The sequence below is a fragment of the Mammaliicoccus sp. H-M34 genome (assembly GCF_022386495.1).
Classification (GTDB): domain Bacteria; phylum Bacillota; class Bacilli; order Staphylococcales; family Staphylococcaceae; genus Mammaliicoccus; species Mammaliicoccus fleurettii.
In genome coordinates this window covers 204,533-224,775 of sequence record NZ_JAJNIK010000003.1, presented here as the reverse complement: position 1 = coordinate 224,775, position 20,243 = coordinate 204,533, and the positions used below count along the sequence as shown (strand labels likewise).

Here is a 20,243-nt window from a genome sequence, read left to right as displayed (position 1 = left end):
TCAATTTTTTACATTCTGAAAAATAATAAAATATTAATTTACTATAAATATTTTGTATATTTTATAATAGACCTAGATTTATTACCCAATTTACTATAAACTAAAAATAATTAATAAATAAAACAATTGTTTTACATTGATTATTTACTTGTGTATAAGGTTTTAAAATCATACATAGACAATTGTTTTTTATTAAAAAATAATACATAAAGGGGGAAATATTATGGCTAATTCTAATCAATCAGATCAGAATCCTTTCAACCAAAACACCTCAGAACAACAAAACGCACAACAAAATAATCCATTTAATGATTCTACTGATGGTAATAATCATCAGCAAGAGCAACGCCAATCGGGAGATGGCAAAGGCTCTAGTATGAAACCTTGGTTCTTTGGCTGTGGTGGATGTTTAATAGTATTCATTATTTTAGCAGTTATTTTGGGTGCATGTGCTGCTGGCCCAATTAAAGACCAAATTGACGAGTTCACAAATAAGAGTACTGAAGAAAAATCTACTGAAGAAGAATCTACAGATGAGGAAACTACTGAAGAAGAATCAACTGAAGAGGAATCAACTGAAGAAGAGTCTACTGAAGAGGAAACTACTGAAGAATCTACAGACGAAGATGATGATTCATCTACTGTTACTAGAAACACAACAGTAGGAAACTCAATTAGTGCAATCGGTACAAAAATTACAGTTGAAAAAGCTGAATTTGTTGAACCAACTAATAAATATAGTAAACCTTCTAAAGATAAAATATTAAAAGTTTCTTACAAACTAGATAATGTTAATAACTCAAGTTTAATCGTTGGTGATACTAACTTCGGAATTACAGCTGATGGTAGTAGAGTTTCAAAATTCTATGGTATGGATGATGAAAATGATGGATTTTCATTTAGTTTAAAACCTGGTGAGTCAGATACAGGTTATGCATACTATGATGTACCAGAAGCGGATCAATATGACGTACAATTACAATTACGCTCATCAGATAAACGTTACAAAATGAAATGGGAAATTGATGAAGACGACATAAAATAATCAAAAAAGAGCAGGAATTTATTTTTTAAAATGAATTCCTGCTCTTTTTATACTATAAAGAAATAATAATTCAATTAATTATTATTTCTTAAATTTATCGATAACTTCATTTGCTTTATTTTTTGCGTTTTCTACCGCTTCTTTAGCTTTACCAGAAGTTTTATCTTTTTTACCTTCATTTTCTAGCTCTTTATTATCTGTTGCATTACCAACTGTTTCTTTAACATTACCTTTTGCTTGTTCGAATTTGCTTTCGTCTGCCATTTTATATCACCCTTCATAAATCATAATTGAATGATTATCCATTCTATATAATTTATACCCAATAACATACTTTATAAACATCTTATTTAATTGATTGGTAATTAAAAACTTCCTTAATTGATCTATTATCTATGAAACTATGATTTAAAAATTAAATTAGGGGTAAACATTTAATATATACTAAAGGAGGTATTTTTTTATGGCAACTCAATATGAAACAAAAGCAACAAACACAGGTGGACGTAAAGGTCATGTTTATACAGATGATAAAGCAATTGATGTAGACGTGTTACCACCACAACAGGCTGATGGTAACGCTACAAACCCTGAACAACTTTTCGCTGCGGGTTATGCTTCATGTTTCAATGGCGCTTTTGATTTAATTTTAAAACAAAACAAAGTACGTGACGCTGAACCAGAAGTTACTTTAACTGTACGTTTAGTAGATGACGAAAATGCTGAAAGCCCAAAACTAGAAGTAGATATTGATGCTAAAGTTAAAAATGTATCTCAAGAAGACGCAGAAAAATATTTAAAAGATGCTCATGATTTCTGTCCTTACTCAAAAGCGACTAGAAATAATATAGACGTTAAATTAAATGTTGAAGCTGTTTAATAATTATAAAAAAAGCATCGGGTGAAATCACCCGATGCTTTTTTCTTATGATTTGTTTGTTTCTTCTTCCTGATTCCACCATAATGCATCTTTTGGATTTTCATATACTTCTTGTAAGTCTTCTTTATTATCAACATTCGGATATGATCCTCTTAGTGATTTGTTTGAAGTTGTTTTGAACATAAACAAGAATATGACTAATCCTACTACATTTATAAATGTTAAATAATATGACGGTGCAATTTTTTGACCAGTTGTTTCTACTAAAGTTGTTAAAATAAATGGTGTTAAACCACCAAAAATTGCTGCACCTATGTTATATACAAGAGATAGTGTTCTTAGTCTAACTTTTGTATAGAATATGCTTGGTAACACTGATGGCATAACGCCTTCAAATGTAGACATAAATAATGCAATAATGAATAATCCTGCAATGACTACTGGAATGGATGGAATACTCATCAACCAGAAAGCTACCACTGAGAGTAAACTAAATCCTATTAGTCCAAATAAAATTGTGTTCTTATTTCCAACTTTATCACTGTACCAACCAAAGAAGAATACTGCCGGTATCATTGCTGCCATAGTTAAAATACTTAGCATACTACTCATGGTACCACCTAAATCTATCGTACCATTCAGGAACGAAGGCATATATGATAAAACCATATAGTTTGCTACATTTAAGAATGCTACACCAGCGAAACAAACGATTATATCTCTCCAATATTTTCTAAATATATCTTTATAAGAATACTCAAGTTCTTCTTGTTCTTCGAGAGTTGTTTCATAAGCTGGACTTTCATCTAAATTATTTCTTAAATACACACCAATGATTCCTAATGGTGCCGCAACAATAAATGGAATTCTCCACCCCCATGAAGCCATTTGTTCATCATTCAGTACAGCATACATAATACCTACGAGTGCTGCAGCTAATATACTTCCAGACAACGTTCCGATTTCAAGTCCGCTTCCTAACTTACCTCTTGTTTTATCTGGCGAAATTTCGGCTATGTATGTCATCGCACCTGCATACTCACCACCAGTTGAGAATGATTGTACCATTCTAACAATTAATAATAAGATTGGTGCCCAAATCCCTATTTCATGTTGAGTAGGCAAAAGACCTAAAGCTAGTGTTGATAGTGCCATCATAATAATAGTTGTCGATAGCACAACTTTACGCCCATGTTTATCTCCAAGATGGCTAAAGAATATGCCACCAATTGGTCTAACAATAAAAGCAAATGCAAATACTGCAAATGTTGATGCAAGTTGAATTTCTTTTGGCATGTTACCAAAGAAGTTCATACTTATAATAACTGCTAATTGAGCATAAAGACCGAAGTCAAACCACTCAATTGCATTACCAATCCCTGTTGCGACGACAGTTTTTTTAGTTTTACTAGCGTCTACAACATTAACGTTCTTTTTCTTGAATTTCATAATTTTATAAACACTCCCCATTTTGTCTATATATTCATATAGCCTATTAAAATGTTTTTAATCAAAAAAACTGAAATTTATAAAAAATATCTCACAATCCTATTCAACTCATGTTTAAAATTAATAAAAATAAATAAAGCACTCCGTTGAATAAATTACATTAAAGTAATCTATTCAACGGAGTGTTTAATTCGTTATATTTTTTTAGCTAATTCAGTCATAAAATCAAAGAATCCATCTCGGTCTACATCATTCACAATATTAACGATTCTTCCTTCTTCACTTTTGAAAGTACGACCCTGACTAGGTCCATGAGTGATTACAGATAATTTTTGTTCTTCTTTCTCTACAATTTCTGGTTTGCCAACGTACGTAGTTGTTAATACATCCCATAAGAAGTACGTAGAATTCGTAACAAAGTGTGTTAATGGTGGTACTAGCGCATAACAAATACCTAGAAAATCTACACCTTCAAATTGTCTTTCGTTTGCCCAACGTTTACGAATGTCCGGAGTTAATGGTACTTTGTTTGTACTTTCCAGTGCTACCATATCAATCGGTAAATTCGTATCAAATACTGTTTGAACAGCTTCTGGATCCCAAAAAGCATTCCACTCTGCTGTTCCATCATGTTCAGGTTCTTCTACATTTCCTTTATCCAGCAAAGTTCCACCCATCCAAACTACTCTTTCAATACGTTCTTCTATTCTAGGTTCAACTTTTAAGCTTTTAGCTAAATCAGTTAAAGGGCCAGTCAATAACATTGTGACTTTTTCAGAACTATTCATGACTTTCTCTATAATATCTTCATAAGCTTCATTTTCAGAAATAGTAGACTTAATATCTACATCTTCATTTAAAATCGGCATTGCATCTACAAAAAATGCATGCATTCTCCAATCTTTAGGAAAAGGATTTTTACCTCTTTCTTGCGAAGAAGCGACATCTAATTGCTGTGATGAAAATCGATTAATAATTTTACAGGACGCATTCGTTGCTGGTTCAACATAGCAATCTGCACCAATAGCGCTAACACCAATTAAATTCACATCATCCATTTGTAATAACAAAAATAATGAAATTAAATCATCGACGCCACCATCATGGTTGAAATATACTGTCTGCATTAATTTACCTCTTTCTACTATTTCAAATATAAATATTCTTCTAATTCAATTATCGTTCTTCAGACGAATTTGAATCACGCTGAGATTGCTTCTGCTGTGCTGCTCGTTCTTTTTCTTTTTGTGCTGCCTCTTGTGCTGCTCGTTGTTTTTCTTGTTGTGCTGCTTGGTCTTTTTGTTGCTGTTGTTGTTTTTCTCGTTCCGCTGCAGCTTGTTCTTGCTCTCGTCGTTTCTGTTCTGCTGCTGCCTGTTCTTTTTCTTTTTGGGCAGCTGCTTGATCTTGTTCTTTTTGAGCTGCTGCTTTTTCTTCAGCTGCTTCTTGTTGTTTCTTCTCTTGCTCAGCAGCTTTTTTATCTGCTTCCTCTTTAGCTGCTTTATCTTCGGCAGCTTTTTTATCCGCTTCTTCTTTTGCTGCTTTATCTTTAGCCGCTTTATCTTCAGCATCTTTTTGACGTTTCTTCTCTGCTTCATCTAATTTTTTCTGTTCTTCTGCAGAATTGTTAGGTTGTTCAACAGTTTGTTGTTCTTGTGGTGGCACCACTTCTTCAGTTGTTCTTTCATTATTCAAATCTTCTTTAATATCTTTTTTCGCTATAGTCCAATTTGCTTTATATTCTTTTTTAGATGGTTTAAAGTCCATATTTACTTGATACTTATCCATATCCGCTACATCATAATATAAATAGCTAGATTTAGTCTCACCTTTTTCTAGTTGATGTTGGAAACCACCTTTATTATCTTTCATACCATTAAACTGTGGCTGTACTTCTCCATCAATTGTTAAATTAAAATTAGAATTATCTATAAATTTTTTATCTTTCTCTAAATTTTTGAATTTATAATTGATTTTTAATATTTTGCCGTTTTGAGAATATGAATAACCATCATCAGGCAGAACAAACTCAGCCTTAGTGACCGTTACTTCTAAACCATTAGCGATAATTTTGTCACCTAACTTTAAATCTTTTAAGTCTTTCTTAGGTGTATCAGATATATGTTTAACTTCCTTTGGCTTGTCTTCTTTGAATAATTGTTTGTATGAATATTCTTTATCAAAAGACAAACTCACAAAAATACAAACAAAGCTTATAACACCAACTACAAATAGCACGATTGTACTTGCTAAATAGCTGCTATACTGTTTTTCTTTGGCATATTTTATTACTGTGATAGCCAAAGTAACAATAAAGGCAATGGATATAACTACCCATAACAACACAAAAAGTATACTGCTCATTTTTTCTCTCCTCTTAGATTGATTAGTTATTTTATCATAGCATGAATTAATCAAAATAATAGTATTAAACTAAATTATCACTCACTATAATTGACCAATTCTTTCAAAAGTTAATTCATATAATTCTTTATCATCTAAATTAACAAAACTATCAATCGAGATTCTATATTCATTAGATGAGCGTTTTTTAGATACCTGACCATTATACTTCAACTCAATCGTCATATTAGTTTCATAACCATTATTTTCAATAGTATCACTAAACTCAGAGAGTACTTTTTGATTAATAGGAATTAAATAAAACTGATTGTTAGGTAAAATGTTAATACGTTTCCTTTGAAGTATTTCTTCATCATTTAACTTTAATATAACTTCAATATCTTTCGCCGAGCCACCACCTAAATTTAATAATTTAAATGCCGTGTTCACATACTCATGGTCAGAAGCAGTCAAATTCATCACTTTAATCCCACGCTTATGCTTTTCTAAAATAATCTGATCAAAGGATAAATAAGGAATAAAAGATATTTTAATTTGACGAATTTGGATCATAACAGATATAAAATATAAAATGGCCATTATAAACGTACCAATAGAACCAATAGCTTGAATAATATTTATCATACTTTCACCTCTCTATAAAAACCTTGTTCTATTTTATACCCACTTCGAAATTGCTAAATCATATATGTAATAGAATTAAAAAAGGTTCGAGTACTGTTTAACGAGTATCGAACCTTTTAATATCACCTTTTAATATTCTTCTTTTAAAATACTATATATTAATGAATCTCTATAACCATCTTTTAATTTTATATCTTGTCTTAATATCGCTTCATGTTTCATACCTAACTTTTGTAAAACGATTTCTGAAGCTGAGTTACGTATATCAGTTGAAGCCCATATTCTATTTAATTTAAGAACTTTAAATCCATATTTTATAATAGTTCTTCCAATATCAGTTGCTATACCGTTACCCCAATATTCTGGGTGTACAATATAACCAAGTTCTCCACTTTGATTTTTTGTGTCACTAACCAGTTGTATCGCACCAATAACTTTATCAGTATCAGCATCTACAATGACATTGTACATCCAATTTTCATCTCGGTTTAATAACATTTCCACAAATTCTTCAGTTTCTTCATAAGATTGAGGCTCCCATGATTGATATTGACTCACTTCAGGTTTATTAGCATATGCATGAATATCTTCTATATCTGAACGTTTTAAATCTCGTAAATAGTAATCCATTAGATATCCTCCAATTAGTTTATGTATTATTATGATTGGGAATATCTTATCACAATTCTCTTTTTAATACCAAACTATCCTTATAAGTTTACTATGTTATAGATGAGATAATGCGTTTCCGGGTCAATAATTTTTTTTATCGGCCTGTATTTCGTGTTTCCGGGTCGATAAATTTTTTTATCGGTCCGTATTTCGTGTTTCCAGGTCGATAATTTTATTTATCGGCCTGTATTTCGTGTTTCCGGGTCGATAATTTTATTTATCGGACTGCATTTCTCATTTCTGGACCGCTATTTTTATTTATCGGTCTGTATTTCGCGTTTCTGGACCGGTAATTTTATTTATCGGTCCGTATTTCTCATTTCTGGACCGCTATTTTATTTTATCGGTCCGTATTTACCAATTCATATCTCATCATATCTTCATCATAATAACTTACACCATCAAAAATAGCTTTTGGTTCTGTAGCATACTTTTGAAACCCCATTTTTTTATAAAATTCTATCGCTCGCTTATTATTAGAAAGAACACTTAAATCTATAAACTTTAATTCATTTAACTCTGATGCTAGTTGAATCAACTTATTGACAACTCTACTAGCTATACCAGTACTACGGTAATCAAGATGACAATACATTGCCACTAAGTTCCCTTTATGGTTAAGTTTTTTAACAGGCTCTCTATAAAAAGTTGCTACACACACTAATTTATCATCTTCAAATCCACCGATTGTAAATTTCATATCGCTTGATTCTAGACGTTTTTCAAATTTACTTAGTGGATAACTTATTTCAATTTCATATAAAGAAGCAAATGCTTGTGCATCAGTTTGTAAACTTAGCAATCTTAGATCTCTAAATTCAATAACATCATTTTTATTTAATAGACGCACTTCCATGCCAACACTCCTTTACTCACTAAAGTAATATACGTTTCCTGCCCCGTCATAATCATCTAGTTCTGGGTCGTGTTTGAGTCCTAATTTTTCTGCTGTTTTTATGGATGGTGTATTTTCCTTTTTAGTTAATGCTACTATTTTATATTGGTTCTCAGTGATTTCTTTTACATGCTCTATTATTTTTTGGCTTGCTTCTGCTACAAGTCCTTGTTTAGTTTGCGCTGCTTCTATGCTGTAATATATATTCAAATAAGTTTGACCTTTTATATTTTTAAATTGTAATCCACATATACCAAATGGTTCATAGTAGTCTTTTTTTATTAGTACATAATATCCGAATCCGTGTTCTTTATAGTGTTTAATCCACTCTGACAATGTTTCTTTAAATGCTTCTTTATCTTCTACTGGACCTGCTGGATTATATTTTTGATTTAAAGGATCATGATGTACTTCAAATAATTTATCAAGATATGTATTTGCTGGTGGTACGAGTTTAAGTCGCTCTGTTTCTAAGATCATCTGAATTCCCCTTTTTACAACAATTTTATTTTATATCATACCATTAAGCATAAAAAATACCCACCAATTAAGGTAGGTACTCATCAAAATGCATTTATTTTACTCTTTCAATAATTTCACTTAAATTTTTAAGACTACTATCTATTTCATTTATACTGGTTGGTATTTTATATATAATCTGGTTATTTTTAAATTTTTAAATTATTATAATATATAGAAGCTTAAATTAAGCCTTTACTCTAAAAGAATATCATTAAAGAAAGGTGTTCATTATGATACAACCTATAATCCACGGATTTTTATTAGCCTTAGGACTCATTTTACCTTTGGGTGCACAAAATGTATTTGTATTTAATCAAGGAGCAAATCAAAAACGCTTAATCGGTACTTTGCCTGTGATCATTACAGCTGGTCTATGTGACACTTTTTTAATAGTTCTTGCTATATTAGGTGTTTCTTTAATATTAATGTCACTTCCAATTTTACAAATTGTGATATATATTGTCGGACTTGTATTTTTATTATATATGGCTTGGTCGTTATGGCATGAAAAGCCAGATCACTTAAAAACGTATAATTCTATGAGCGCTAAAAAACAAATAGGGTTCGCTTTATCCGTATCATTGTTAAACCCTCATGCTATTATGGATACTATTGGTGTTATTGGTACAAGTGCAACCGTATATTCAGGAACAGATAAACTTTTGTTTAGTATCTCCACTATTGTCGTTTCTTGGCTGTGGTTTATTTTGCTAGCTATACTTGGGAAACTACTCGGTTCTATCGATAAAACCGGGAAATATATTATAATATTGAATAAATTTTCAAGCATTATCGTATTAATCGTTAGTCTAATTATAATCAAAAATATTTTATCCATTATTTTTTAAAATTAAAGAGAGCGGAATAGAAATCTAATTTATTGAAAAGATTTCTATTCCGCTCTCTTTACTCATATTAATCAAGACAACTGCCATACATATGGGTCATGTAATTGTGACCAATCTGCATCTATTTCATGTGAATTAACTAAACATTTATCTAATGATTTTGTTATTTCTTCTACATTTAAATTACTGCCTATGATAACAAATTGTGTTTCTCTATCACCGTATTCAGGATCCCAGTTTGCTTTTACTTCTGGTCTTTCATCTAATATTTCTCTTTTTTGTTGTTCGTTCATAGCATCAACCCAATATGTAATTGGATGAATATTAACGAATGAACCTGCTTGTGAAAACAAACATGCAACATGGTTATACTGTGCTAACCAGACTATACCTTTCGCTCTAATAATATTGTTTTCCATATTTTCCATCCATTGATTAAATCTCTCAGCATGAAATGGCAATCTTCTTTTATATACAAAAGATGAAATACCATATTCCTCAGTTTCTGGCGTATGATTAGCATGTCCACCTTCAGTTAATTCTTTAATCCATCCTGCTGATTGACTCGCTTTTTCATAATCAAATAATCCTGTATTAACAACTTCAGTTAATGAAACATCTGCAAAACTTGTTTTAATAAATTTGGCACTTGGCTGTAGTTTTCTTAAAATGATTTCAAGTTGTTCTAAGTCCTTGTCTGCTACTAAATCAGCTTTATTCAAAATAAGCACATCACAAAATTCTATTTGATCAATCAATAAATCAGAAATAGATCTTTCATCATCTTCACTGACACCTTCATCTCTATCTTTCAATAAGTCTTCTGAATACATATCATTTACAAATCTATGAGCATCAACAACTGTTACCATTGTATCTAATCGACATATACTTGTTAAATCTATACCTGATTCATCATCTATATACGAAAAAGTTTGTGCGACAGGTACTGGCTCAGAAATACCTGTCGATTCTATAACGATTTGATCTACATCTCCTCGTTTTACGATTTTTTCAACTTCGATAAGCAAATCTTCTCTTAACGTACAACAAATGCAGCCATTTGATAACTCTACTAGCTTTTCATCTGTCCTAGAAATGCCTCCACCTTCAACTACTAAATCTTTATCTATATTAATTTCACTCATGTCATTCACGATTACTGCAATTTTCAAACCTTCTCTATTCTTCAAAATATTATTCAATAGTGTTGTTTTGCCAGAACCTAAATAACCACTCAATACTGTAACTGGTACTTTATTCAAAATACTTCCCTCCCAATACAACTATTTTTCATGTTCATCTTTATTTTTACCAACTAGATTTTTTCAAACCAGGTATTTGACCTTTATGTGCATATTCTCTTAAAGCAATTCTAGACATACCGAACTTTCTATAAACCCCTCTTGGTCTACCAGTTACTTGGCATCTGCGTGTAATACGTGTAGGAGATGCGTCTCTAGGAAGTTTTTTCAAGCCTTCATAATCATTGTTAGCCTTTAACTCTTCACGTTTCTCTCTGTATTTCTCTACCATTTGTATACGTTTTTGTTCTTTTGCAATTTTTGATTTTTTTGCCATTTTTATATACTCCTTTTTATTCATTAATGATTAAAGACTGAGACAACAAATTGGCCCAGTCTTGAAATCGCATATTAACGTAAGTAAAGTAGTCATTTCATCTCTCGGAGGTAAATCGTAATGACTACGTTTTAAATATAATACATAATTTTATTTTTGGCAAGTAAAAATTTTTATTTTTTCTTCAGTTATTTTTGAATAAAAAAAGTGAAACAGAAATCTAATTTACTAAATAGATTTCTGCTTCACTCAAGATTATATAAATTATTCAACTTTCCATACATTAAAACCATGTAATTGACTATTCGTATCATATTTCAAATCTTCTTTACCATAAAAAGTATAAGTTTGACCTTCTTTTAAATTTTTATGGTCATAATCAATAAGAAAATAAGAATCTTCGTCTTCACCGGTACCTTTTGTAACTTCTACAACTTTGTTACCAGCTTCACTATTACTTATTTTATTAACCTTAGCATTTGTTATTTTTAATAATTGATTGTGATTATAAGTTTCATGCTTATATTTATCATAATCAACTTCTTTAGAATGATTCATTTTATTTTGAGCATACTCACTCACTTGAGCCTTTGCTACATTACCATCAAAATTTATTTTTGACTGATGATCTTGCATTGGTTCAGTTGAGACAACTGCCACAGCACATCCTAAAGTTAAGAAGAATAACACAATGGTACTTAGCAAAGGAACTCTAAACCTAGTATTTCTAATTGCTTTAACTACCGTCATGCCTAACATCACACTAAAAGCCATTAATACTAAAATTCCTAAAACGCTAAATAGAAAACTTTCCATTTTCATTACTCCCTTGATTTATTAACTATTATATTTGTACATAATAGAGTATCTATAATATTATTTCATCTATTTTGTTTCAAGTTTCGAAATAAATCAAGATTATAAATTGTTTTAGAAGCGGCTGGGACAAATTAATCTACGTTTTATCTCATTTTTTCTAAAAAGTCTTATTTCTGTCCTATTAACTTATAAAAGCGCTCTTTATCATTTGCTCCGATTGAATTAAATAGTAGTACATATTATGATTTATATGAATAAAGATTACTATAGGAGGTTTCTATGTCTCAGTTAAAATCATTTTTAGAAACTAAACAGATTTATATATATATTGTTTTTATATTACTAGGCATATTTTGTGGCCTCTTTTTTGAAAATACTAAACAAATTTTTGAACCTTCTATTTCATTTCTTATCGCTATTTTAATGTTTGGTATGTTTTCTCAAATACCTTTTTTAACTTTACGAAATAAAGTATTGAATTCAAGGTTTATTTTCGCACTTATTTTATCAAATTTTATATTAATTCCTATACTTGTTTTTGTACTGGTTGTAGTTTTTAATGTTACATCAACACCGCTTCTTATCGGTATTTATTTAGTACTACTTACGCCTTGTATTGACTACGTTATTGTATTTACTAAACTAGGACACGGTAATGCTGAACTCATGTTGATTTCTACTCCGATATTATTTATTTTACAAGTATTATTATTACCTATCTATTTTTGGATATTTTTAAATCAAGATTTTTCTCAATATATTGATATTAAACCTTTCTTGAAAGCATTTATATTATTAATTATTTTACCTTTATTAATTGCCATTATCCTGCAATTTTTAAGCAAAAAATCTAATAAAATGATAAATATATTAACTCTGTCTGAATGGATACCTGTACCATTGATGGCTTTAGTGTTAACGACCGTTATTGGTTCTCAAATTTCGAAAATTGTTACTGATTTACAAGTTGTACTGTCAGTTGTACCGCTCTATTTATGCTTTATGATTTTAGCACCTTTCATAGGATATCTGTCAGGGAAGATTTTCAATTTAAATGTAACCTTAAAAAGAACCTTGGCCTTTAGCTCAAGCACACGAAATGCATTAGTCGTTTTGCCACTAGCTTTATCGCTACCTATACAATGGTCAACAACCGTTACCACTGTTATTGTTACTCAAACGCTAGTCGAACTTATTGGAGAACTTGTTTATATTAAGGTGATACCTAGATTAATCGTTAAATAAAGTACAAACTTGTTTGCATATAAACATTAAAATTATGCATAAAAAAACTGTCGACAAAGTCTGACCTTTGTCGACAGTTTTAATTGTTTTATTGATATAGGCTTAACAAAACCTTGTATATAAATTAGTTTTCTATCCTATTTATTTCAAATTCAATACTTGTCCTACTGTTAAGTCATTTGAACTTAAATCATTGAGTTCTTTAATTTCAGCTACACTTACGCCGCTTCTTTGAGAAATATTATATAATGTATCTCCTGATACGACTGTATGTGTATCTCCAGTAATTGTATCACTTGATTCATTCAACTGGTTATAGTGCTTTTGAACTAGACTATAAAACTGATTCATATCATATCCCCACTGGCTAAAGTAATTAATAGGATCAGTATGATCTGTTCCACCATAATATTGACTTATTGCGTTATGACTTATAACTGTTCCTGTCCCCTCATTATTATCAGCTAATGATGGTTTCAGTCCATTTTGATCTAACATTTTAGCTGTTAAGTATGCTTGGTTATTTACTGATTTAGCAAACTGATCGAATGTACTAGACTGTGCCAACTCTATTTGATAGAAATAGGGATTTGCTTTTGCACCAGCCCCCCATGCTAAATAATCACTTGAGGCTGTTTGCACAATTTTACTACTACCTGCATAAGCATGGACAAAGGCACTTTCGTAGTTATTATACATATAATTAATTTCTTCATCGATCGTACTATTAGAATTTGCTGTTTCATGAATAATCACGCCAATAAATTTATCTGACTTGTAATCATATTTTGGCAAACTATTCATTCTAGAATCTTGCGTAATCGCTGAAGGCTTAATATTATTTTTATCAATATAACTATTTACGTTTTGATAAGCTTCATTTGTATTGCGATTTGTTTCCATATCTGTTGAATTCTTTTCAGCAACTTTATTATGTAATTTTAAATCTTCGTCTGTTAATATGTTAGTTAATTCTTTTGGGTTCATCTTCTGTGCTTGTTCAAAACTAATTGATTTGCTTGTGTTCTCAGTCTGTTCATTATTTTTCTCATCCGCATTTACATAAAAATGAGATTGAGAAAGTAATAAACTAGATGTCAAAATTAAAGCTGTTCCAAACTTATACTTCATAATAATCCCCCTTAGATTTTATTGTTACATTGTATTACAAAATATAATTAATTAATATAGTTGAAGAATATTTCGCTATATTAAATATTTATTACAAACAATATATCATTCCATTCAAAACACCAAATCCCCATCTACCTGTTTATCAACATGATAAATATATTACTTTTTATACGACTTTTCACTTTACAAAACAGAACGTATGTTCGTATAATAAAGATACTATATGACTGGGGTGATTTTTATGTATGACTACAGTTATTGCTTAAATCGGGATATTTTATGTGTAGATTTGAAGAGTTTCTTTGCTTCTGTGTCTTGTATTGAAAAGGGTCTAGACCCATTAACAACGAAGCTTGCTGTTGTTGCTGATACGAAACGTCCAGGTTCTGTCGTACTTGCTTCTACACCACCATTAAAAGCAATTGGCATTAAAACGGGATCTCGTTTATTTGAAATTCCTCAACGTAAAGATATTTATGTTATTAATCCATCTATGAAAAAGTATATTCAACTATCAACTCAAATTAGTAAAATTGCTTTAGATTATGTAGCACCTGAAGATTTTCATCAATATAGTATAGATGAGTTTTTTATGGATGTTTCAGAATCATATCATTTGTTTGCTCATTCTCCTTTTTCACTGGCTATGCAGTTGCAAGAACGTATATTTAATCTTGCCCATATTCGCAGTACGATTGGAATTGGTTCGAATATGTTACTTGCTAAACTATCTATGGATATTGATGCTAAACATACCCAACTCGGTATATCAGAATGGCGTTATGAAGATGTTCCTAATAAAGTTTGGTCAATTCAACCTTTAAGAGAAATGTGGGGTATCAATAGACGTACAGAAGCTAAGCTCAACAAAAAAGGTATATTTACAGTAGGTCATTTAGCTAACTATCCAGTTGAATATTTGAAGCGGGACTTTGGCGTTATTGGTGTTGACTTACATTTACACGCTAATGGTATAGACGAAAGTATGATTAGGCAGCCACATAAGGCATATGATAAATCTTTAGGAAAGTCTCAAATACTCATGCGTGATTACAGTATGAATGAACTCAAAACTGTATTAAACGAACAAGTAGATGAAGTTTATTATAGATCCAGAAAGTTAAACTTATACCCTACTCGAATAAGTGTTAGTGTTGGCTATGCTGATATAGGCGGTGTTCGTAAACAATTTACAAATAAGAATGGGTTTATGAATACTTACGTCATCGTAAATTTATTATGGGACTATTTATCGAAACAATTAGAACCTAATCGACTTTATCGAACAATTGCTATTTCATTTGGTAAGTTTATTCCAAATCAAATTAAACAATTATCTTTATTTGACGATCCATTTCAAGTTAAGACAGAAACAATAGAGAATCATTTAGATTTTATACGTATGAAATATGGAAAGAATATCGTAATGCGAGGTTCAAGCTTATTAAACAGTGGTACATTGTTAGAAAGAAAAGATTTAATCGCAGGCCATAAAGCTTAATATTTTAAAAATATGTTATATACAAACAGCAGTAAAACATTGAATTTATCAAATATTTTCCAAATAATTACTTTAAATGTGTATTTTTCCAATTTATATTTTAAAGATGCGTTTAAACATCCTTCACTTTGGATATATAAGAAGAAGTGCAAAAATAGGAGGTAATTATTATGGGCTTTATATTAATGTTAATCGTCGGCGGTTTAATCGGCTGGCTTGCAGGAGTTATTTTAGGTAAAGATGTTCCAGGTGGAATTATTGGTAACATTATTGCAGGTATTATCGGTTCAGCAATTGGTGGATCATTATTAGGAGATATGGGACCAGTATTTGGTGGAATTGCAATTATTCCAGCATTAATCGGTTCAATCATCTTAATCTTAGTACTTTCATTTATTTTAAAAGCAATCAGAAAATAAATTGCTTTAAGAGCCGAGACAATTAATTGTCTCGGCTCTTTTTTGTGTATGGAGAAAGTGAACTTTGTGGGAATAGACTTGATTGTGTCGCTTGAAGTGCATATGTCGTTTGATGCTTAGATTGCACTGCTTAGACTGCGCTTACTAGCAGAATTACGAATTGTGCTCCTTAGATACTAGTTCTTACGGACATTTCTTGGAATTATGTCTCTAACAACACCTCTTACGGACATTTCTCAGAATTTTGTCCCTAACAACACCCCTTACGGACACTTCTCGGAATTATGTCCCTTACAACACTTCTTACGGACATTTCTCAGAATTATGTCCCTTACAACACTTCTTACGGACATTTCTCGGAATTATGTCTCTAACGACACTACTTATAAGATATTACAATCAAAAAGGCCATAAAAAAACTGTCAACAAAGTCCCCTCTGTTGACAGTCCAACACTTCACAATATAATTATGATGTGTTTATTAATTTACATATATACGAATAAATATTTTCAAAACCACTCTAGGTAAATAGCTTTGTACTCATTAAATACCCGGCGTATTGTATAAATAAACATTGAATTTACAATACTTTCAAAAAAGTTTAATAATTTTTACCATTAATTAGCCTTTATTCGTACCTTTGTTAAATAATTTACGAATAAATCTAAATATAAGCGCTGTACCTACATATCTTAGAATACGTCTTACCACATTACCCATCTATATCAACTCCTCATACATAGCTTTTATTTGGTTATTAACCTTCTTTACTTCTATTACCCGAGAACAGATTATTATACACATAAAACTTATAATTAAATATATTCAAATATTTAATACTTAGTATAAGTATGTAATAATAGTACTAGGTACTAAATATAGAGATAAATAAGGTGATAAAAGTGATTTCTTACGCAAAAATAACAGCTCAAGGTGCTTATGTTCCTGAAAAAGCAATGAACAATTAAGATTTCGAAAAAATTGTAGACACATCAGATGAATGGATACAACAAAGAACAGGAATTATAGAACGTCGAATTGCCAAAGATAATGAATATACCAGTGATTTAAGTTATAAAGCAGTTCTAGATTTACAACAAAATTATAATGTTGATTTAAGTGATGTGGATATGATTATCAACGCAACATTAACACCTGATTACAAAACACCAAGTGTTGCGTCATATATTCAAGCTAAATTAGGACTTGAGAATGCTGGTGCAATAGATATTAATGCTGCTTGTGCAGGTTTTACATATGGTTTAAATATAGCAAATGGACTTATAACTTCAGGTCAAAATAAAAAGATTTTAGTCATAGGTTCTGAAACATTATCAAAAATAACTGATTATACGGATAGAAACACATGCATATTATTTGGCGATGGCGCTGGTGCATTTTTAGTTGAATATTCCGAAGATGATCCAAGTTTTATTACGAGTAGTTTTGGCTCTGATGGTAATAAAGGTGGTAATTTATATTGCTCAGAATTATCTAAAGAAATGTTTAACGAAGAATTAGAAAATCCCGGTTTCGTTGTTCAGAACGGAAGAGGCGTTTATAAATGGGCTGTTAGTACGGTCCCTAAAATTGTAAGTAATACACTCGATAAATCTAGTTATACAATAGATGATTTAGATTGGTTTGTACCTCATAGCGCAAATGCTAGAATGATTGAATCTATTTGTGAAAAGTCTAAAATTCAAAAAGACCAAACTTTAATGAGTCTTGCACACTATGGAAATACTTCTTCAGCAACAATACCATTATCCATTAACCTAGCAATTTCAGAAAACAAGATTAAAAAAGATGATCTTCTAATGCTAGTAGGATTTGGTGGAGGATTAACTTATTCATCTGTTTTAATTAAATGGTCAATATAATAAAAATAATACCCACTCTTAATTATTAAAAGAGCGGGTATTATTTATTTTGTGATTTATTCATTAAGTAAATATATCTTAACAAACAATATTACCTAAACTTCTCCATTCTATGGATACCTTCGTCGTCTTTTTCTTTAATACCATCTTTGAAATCATATCCATACTTTCTGTAAAACTGAACTGCAGTTACAGAAGCGGGTATTTCAATACGCTTTGCACTTTTAAAGTAATAATCATTTTCTAGTGTTTCAATAATTAATTTGCCAATACCTCTACCTTGATATTCTGGAGAAACAAAAATCGTAAATAAACTACTTTCAGTTTCACTACCCCAATACGGACCAATAGCTCCAGTTGCTATAATTTTAAAATTATCTTCAAATAAATAAAAATTCGTGAAGCTCGCTCTTTCTATTATAGATTCAGGTGTAATCGTCCTAACTACCTTCTCTATTTCTTCAATAGATTCATCTTTGATATTTGTCGTTCTCAACGTATGTATGATCAAGTCACATACTTCTTGAGCATCTTTTGTTTCAAACATTCTGATTTTCATGATGTCACACTCCTAGATTTCACCTATTCGATTATATTGAGATAAATGATTTATTTTATTATATTCAAGAACCTCTACTTTCTCATCAGTCATTTCAAGTGATGTAATCCCACCATTTGTAAGTTTAATCTTCCCTGTACCAATTTCTCCATGAGAATAATGATACAAGATCGCATTAATAAGCGCTCCATGAGATACAATAAGTACGTTTTTATTTCTATATTTATTTTGTACTATATCTAACCCTTTAGAGAATCGTGTTTTAAAACTAGATTCTTCTTCTTGATTTGGATAAACGCGATCAGGATATAATTTTAAACGTTCATCTAACGTCATACCTTCAGCATCACCGAAAGATAATTCTATAAACTCTTCCATTACAATTAAATCTACATTAATCTTCTCTTGAACAATTTTCGCTGTATCTTGCGCCCTTTTTAATGGACTCGTTACAATGTAATCTATATTTAAATTCGTTAAAAACTCACTACTCTCTTTAGCTTGACGAACACCATTAGAATTAAGCGGAATATCAGTCCTACCTTGAATCCTTCCCATTACATTCCAGTCCGTTTCACCGTGTCTTAAAAAATATAAATTTGTCATAATCATGACCTCTCTATAAAATGATTTAAAATCAATTGTACCATTTATAAAATGACAGTTCACGAGATAACATGAACTCAAAATAGTTAATACATATAATACCAATACAATGATAAGAGCCTGAGATAATTAATTTGTCTCAGGCTCTTAAGGGTGTTTATTTATTAACTTGCTTCACATGCAAAGTTATCGCTGTCTCTATCATGTTTCGAGTCATATGCTGGATGTGTGCTTGGTACGCCGTTTGGATATACTTCTCTAAGTGCTGTACAGTTTGGATAAGATTCACTACCACTATTACTTTCTATACTTGGTGTTTCTGTCGTTGTCTCAAGTTCGCTTTGAACATCTGATGTACTTGATGTTGATTGTTCAGAAGAATGATCTTCTTCAAACGCACTTCCAAGACTCCAAACACCTAATTTTTGTTCTTTAGCTATTTCTTGTGCACTTTCTAACTGATTTAAATAACGTGTACTAGGTGGATAAACATATGCTACTTTTGCTAAACCTTCTTTAACTAATATTTCATTAACCATTTCGCCATCAACATATATGTATGCTAAATATCGTTGATACTTATCTTGCTCGCCACCTACATCAAATTCGACTTCAATTTTATTTGCATTAGTGAGTAATTCTTTCGTTCTATCTGAAGCTTCTTGCCCAAAAGGTTGTTTCCCGATTCGAGGATGCTTCGTTTCAGGTGTATCAATTAACAGGAATCTAAATGATTCTTTGCTGCCATTATAAATGAACTTAGCCGTATCCCCATCAACTGTTGATGCAAGCTCAACAGGTATTCTATCAGTCGTACCTGGCGTATATGACTTTTGTTCTTCTTTCTTTGTAGCAGTAGAAGTACTTTCCGTTTGTTCTACTTCAACTTTCTCTTCTGAACTTTCTACTGTTTCCTCTTCTTTAACTTGTTCTTTCTTATCTGATTCATTTTTCTCTTCAGATTTTTTCACTTTATCTTCAAGACGTTTATTTGTTTCTTCTAATTTTTTCTGTTCACTTTTTAACTTTTCATTTTCCTTACTAACTTGGTCATTTTCAGTATTATCTTCACTGCAACCACCTATGATAATCATCACGATAATAATACTTACAAACCATAACAGACCCTTTTTCATTATATTCTCTCCTAATTAAGTTATCATTATTTTAATAATACCAAATTTTTCAGAAATTAATAT

The 20,243-nt window shown here is 30.9% G+C and carries 21 protein-coding genes and 1 pseudogene; 7 read left to right on the top strand and 15 right to left on the bottom strand.

The window, feature by feature from the left end; all coding sequences use genetic code 11:
- Positions 1-223: 223 nt before the first annotated feature.
- Positions 224-1,045 (top strand): DUF4352 domain-containing protein, encoded by an 822-nt coding sequence (locus LQ608_RS05365; RefSeq protein ID WP_239750510.1) that lies wholly within the window; start codon positions 224-226, stop codon positions 1,043-1,045.
- An 81-nt stretch (positions 1,046-1,126) separates the two neighbouring features.
- Here the strand turns inward: LQ608_RS05365 and LQ608_RS05360 are convergent, their stop codons facing one another.
- A complete protein-coding gene (locus LQ608_RS05360) occupies positions 1,127-1,309 on the bottom strand; it encodes a CsbD family protein (protein WP_239750504.1) in 183 nt (60 codons plus the stop codon).
- Between the two features lie 199 nt (positions 1,310-1,508).
- Here LQ608_RS05360 and LQ608_RS05355 point away from each other — a divergent pair, with 199 nt between their 5' ends.
- Positions 1,509-1,925: an organic hydroperoxide resistance protein gene (locus LQ608_RS05355; protein WP_239750502.1), complete on the top strand. Its 417-nt coding sequence runs from the start codon at positions 1,509-1,511 to the stop codon at positions 1,923-1,925.
- A gap of 45 nt (positions 1,926-1,970) precedes the next feature.
- On the opposite strand, the gene LQ608_RS05350 is transcribed toward LQ608_RS05355, so the two are convergent.
- The 7 genes from LQ608_RS05350 to LQ608_RS05320 form a co-directional block, all read right to left on the bottom strand.
- On the bottom strand, positions 1,971-3,374 hold the full coding sequence (locus tag LQ608_RS05350) for an MFS transporter (RefSeq protein WP_239750500.1): 1,404 nt from the start codon (positions 3,372-3,374) through the stop codon (positions 1,971-1,973).
- 194 nt (positions 3,375-3,568) lie between these two features.
- Positions 3,569-4,501, bottom strand: a complete 933-nt coding sequence (locus LQ608_RS05345) for a nucleoside hydrolase (protein WP_239750499.1) — start codon at positions 4,499-4,501, stop codon at positions 3,569-3,571.
- A 49-nt stretch (positions 4,502-4,550) separates the two neighbouring features.
- Positions 4,551-5,735 carry a DUF4352 domain-containing protein gene (locus LQ608_RS05340; RefSeq protein ID WP_239750497.1) on the bottom strand — a complete coding sequence of 395 codons (1,185 nt, stop codon included), beginning with the start codon at positions 5,733-5,735 and terminating at the stop codon, positions 4,551-4,553.
- Positions 5,736-5,819: 84 nt separating this feature from the next.
- On the bottom strand, positions 5,820-6,359 hold the full coding sequence (locus LQ608_RS05335) for a hypothetical protein (RefSeq protein ID WP_239750496.1): 540 nt from the start codon (positions 6,357-6,359) through the stop codon (positions 5,820-5,822).
- Positions 6,360-6,488: 129 nt separating this feature from the next.
- The gene (locus LQ608_RS05330; protein WP_078357729.1) at positions 6,489-6,989 is read right to left on the bottom strand and encodes a GNAT family N-acetyltransferase; all 501 of its coding nucleotides are present in this window, start codon (positions 6,987-6,989) and stop codon (positions 6,489-6,491) included.
- Positions 6,990-7,371: 382 nt separating this feature from the next.
- Positions 7,372-7,887, bottom strand: a complete 516-nt coding sequence (locus tag LQ608_RS05325; RefSeq protein ID WP_239750494.1) for a GNAT family N-acetyltransferase — start codon at positions 7,885-7,887, stop codon at positions 7,372-7,374.
- A gap of 12 nt (positions 7,888-7,899) precedes the next feature.
- Entirely contained in the window at positions 7,900-8,406 is a 507-nt protein-coding gene (locus LQ608_RS05320) for a GNAT family N-acetyltransferase (protein WP_239750493.1), read from the bottom strand.
- Between the two features lie 272 nt (positions 8,407-8,678).
- Here LQ608_RS05320 and LQ608_RS05315 point away from each other — a divergent pair, with 272 nt between their 5' ends.
- The gene (locus LQ608_RS05315) at positions 8,679-9,296 is read left to right on the top strand and encodes a LysE/ArgO family amino acid transporter (RefSeq protein WP_107508960.1); all 618 of its coding nucleotides are present in this window, start codon (positions 8,679-8,681) and stop codon (positions 9,294-9,296) included.
- Between the two features lie 71 nt (positions 9,297-9,367).
- Here the strand turns inward: LQ608_RS05315 and LQ608_RS05310 are convergent, their stop codons facing one another.
- From LQ608_RS05310 to LQ608_RS05300, 3 genes are all read right to left on the bottom strand, one after another.
- Positions 9,368-10,561 (bottom strand): GTP-binding protein, encoded by a 1,194-nt coding sequence (locus LQ608_RS05310; protein WP_239750491.1) that lies wholly within the window; start codon positions 10,559-10,561, stop codon positions 9,368-9,370.
- Positions 10,562-10,607: 46 nt separating this feature from the next.
- Entirely contained in the window at positions 10,608-10,877 is a 270-nt protein-coding gene (gene rpsN / locus LQ608_RS05305) for a 30S ribosomal protein S14 (protein ID WP_078357734.1), read from the bottom strand.
- 264 nt (positions 10,878-11,141) lie between these two features.
- Positions 11,142-11,693, bottom strand: coding sequence for an NADH-quinone oxidoreductase subunit J (locus tag LQ608_RS05300; RefSeq protein WP_239750489.1), 552 nt, complete (start codon positions 11,691-11,693; stop codon positions 11,142-11,144).
- Between the two features lie 282 nt (positions 11,694-11,975).
- Between LQ608_RS05300 and LQ608_RS05295 the strand changes: the two genes are divergently transcribed.
- Positions 11,976-12,941, top strand: a complete 966-nt coding sequence (locus LQ608_RS05295; protein WP_239750487.1) for an arsenic resistance protein — start codon at positions 11,976-11,978, stop codon at positions 12,939-12,941.
- A 141-nt stretch (positions 12,942-13,082) separates the two neighbouring features.
- Here the strand turns inward: LQ608_RS05295 and LQ608_RS05290 are convergent, their stop codons facing one another.
- Complete coding sequence (locus tag LQ608_RS05290) at positions 13,083-14,072, bottom strand: LysM peptidoglycan-binding domain-containing protein (RefSeq protein WP_239750485.1); 990 nt, start codon at positions 14,070-14,072, stop codon at positions 13,083-13,085.
- A 244-nt stretch (positions 14,073-14,316) separates the two neighbouring features.
- Here LQ608_RS05290 and LQ608_RS05285 point away from each other — a divergent pair, with 244 nt between their 5' ends.
- The 3 genes and pseudogenes from LQ608_RS05285 to LQ608_RS05275 all read left to right on the top strand — a co-directional run bounded on the left by LQ608_RS05285 (position 14,317) and on the right by LQ608_RS05275 (position 17,879).
- The gene (locus tag LQ608_RS05285) at positions 14,317-15,576 is read left to right on the top strand and encodes a Y-family DNA polymerase (protein WP_239750484.1); all 1,260 of its coding nucleotides are present in this window, start codon (positions 14,317-14,319) and stop codon (positions 15,574-15,576) included.
- 170 nt (positions 15,577-15,746) lie between these two features.
- Positions 15,747-15,995 carry a GlsB/YeaQ/YmgE family stress response membrane protein gene (locus tag LQ608_RS05280; RefSeq protein ID WP_078357738.1) on the top strand — a complete coding sequence of 83 codons (249 nt, stop codon included), beginning with the start codon at positions 15,747-15,749 and terminating at the stop codon, positions 15,993-15,995.
- A 903-nt stretch (positions 15,996-16,898) separates the two neighbouring features.
- A pseudogene (locus LQ608_RS05275) lies at positions 16,899-17,879 on the top strand (beta-ketoacyl-ACP synthase 3).
- 91 nt (positions 17,880-17,970) lie between these two features.
- On the opposite strand, the gene LQ608_RS05270 reads toward LQ608_RS05275, so the two are convergent.
- The 3 genes from LQ608_RS05270 to LQ608_RS05260 all read right to left on the bottom strand — a co-directional run bounded on the left by LQ608_RS05270 (position 17,971) and on the right by LQ608_RS05260 (position 20,180).
- Positions 17,971-18,438, bottom strand: a complete 468-nt coding sequence (locus LQ608_RS05270; protein ID WP_239750483.1) for a GNAT family N-acetyltransferase — start codon at positions 18,436-18,438, stop codon at positions 17,971-17,973.
- A gap of 12 nt (positions 18,439-18,450) precedes the next feature.
- Positions 18,451-19,044, bottom strand: a complete 594-nt coding sequence (locus LQ608_RS05265; RefSeq protein WP_239750482.1) for a histidine phosphatase family protein — start codon at positions 19,042-19,044, stop codon at positions 18,451-18,453.
- A gap of 164 nt (positions 19,045-19,208) precedes the next feature.
- A complete protein-coding gene (locus LQ608_RS05260; protein ID WP_239750481.1) occupies positions 19,209-20,180 on the bottom strand; it encodes a thermonuclease family protein in 972 nt (323 codons plus the stop codon).
- Positions 20,181-20,243: the final 63 nt, after the last annotated feature.

What these genes read in the sequence shown, in the direction of transcription:
- LQ608_RS05365 (WP_239750510.1), top strand. Translation starts at nt 224, where the DNA reads ATGGCTAATTCTAATCAATCAGATCAGAATCCTTTCAACCAAAACACC.
- LQ608_RS05360 (WP_239750504.1), bottom strand. Translation starts at nt 1,309, where the DNA reads ATGGCAGACGAAAGCAAATTCGAACAAGCAAAAGGTAATGTTAAAGAA.
- LQ608_RS05355 (WP_239750502.1), top strand. Translation starts at nt 1,509, where the DNA reads ATGGCAACTCAATATGAAACAAAAGCAACAAACACAGGTGGACGTAAA.
- LQ608_RS05350 (WP_239750500.1), bottom strand. Translation starts at nt 3,374, where the DNA reads ATGAAATTCAAGAAAAAGAACGTTAATGTTGTAGACGCTAGTAAAACT.
- LQ608_RS05345 (WP_239750499.1), bottom strand. Translation starts at nt 4,501, where the DNA reads ATGCAGACAGTATATTTCAACCATGATGGTGGCGTCGATGATTTAATT.
- LQ608_RS05340 (WP_239750497.1), bottom strand. Translation starts at nt 5,735, where the DNA reads ATGAGCAGTATACTTTTTGTGTTGTTATGGGTAGTTATATCCATTGCC.
- LQ608_RS05335 (WP_239750496.1), bottom strand. Translation starts at nt 6,359, where the DNA reads ATGATAAATATTATTCAAGCTATTGGTTCTATTGGTACGTTTATAATG.
- LQ608_RS05330 (WP_078357729.1), bottom strand. Translation starts at nt 6,989, where the DNA reads ATGGATTACTATTTACGAGATTTAAAACGTTCAGATATAGAAGATATT.
- LQ608_RS05325 (WP_239750494.1), bottom strand. Translation starts at nt 7,887, where the DNA reads ATGGAAGTGCGTCTATTAAATAAAAATGATGTTATTGAATTTAGAGAT.
- LQ608_RS05320 (WP_239750493.1), bottom strand. Translation starts at nt 8,406, where the DNA reads ATGATCTTAGAAACAGAGCGACTTAAACTCGTACCACCAGCAAATACA.
- LQ608_RS05315 (WP_107508960.1), top strand. Translation starts at nt 8,679, where the DNA reads ATGATACAACCTATAATCCACGGATTTTTATTAGCCTTAGGACTCATT.
- rpsN (WP_078357734.1), bottom strand. Translation starts at nt 10,877, where the DNA reads ATGGCAAAAAAATCAAAAATTGCAAAAGAACAAAAACGTATACAAATG.
- LQ608_RS05300 (WP_239750489.1), bottom strand. Translation starts at nt 11,693, where the DNA reads ATGGAAAGTTTTCTATTTAGCGTTTTAGGAATTTTAGTATTAATGGCT.
- LQ608_RS05295 (WP_239750487.1), top strand. Translation starts at nt 11,976, where the DNA reads ATGTCTCAGTTAAAATCATTTTTAGAAACTAAACAGATTTATATATAT.
- LQ608_RS05290 (WP_239750485.1), bottom strand. Translation starts at nt 14,072, where the DNA reads ATGAAGTATAAGTTTGGAACAGCTTTAATTTTGACATCTAGTTTATTA.
- LQ608_RS05285 (WP_239750484.1), top strand. Translation starts at nt 14,317, where the DNA reads ATGTATGACTACAGTTATTGCTTAAATCGGGATATTTTATGTGTAGAT.
- LQ608_RS05280 (WP_078357738.1), top strand. Translation starts at nt 15,747, where the DNA reads ATGGGCTTTATATTAATGTTAATCGTCGGCGGTTTAATCGGCTGGCTT.
- LQ608_RS05270 (WP_239750483.1), bottom strand. Translation starts at nt 18,438, where the DNA reads ATGAAAATCAGAATGTTTGAAACAAAAGATGCTCAAGAAGTATGTGAC.
- LQ608_RS05265 (WP_239750482.1), bottom strand. Translation starts at nt 19,044, where the DNA reads ATGACAAATTTATATTTTTTAAGACACGGTGAAACGGACTGGAATGTA.
- LQ608_RS05260 (WP_239750481.1), bottom strand. Translation starts at nt 20,180, where the DNA reads ATGAAAAAGGGTCTGTTATGGTTTGTAAGTATTATTATCGTGATGATT.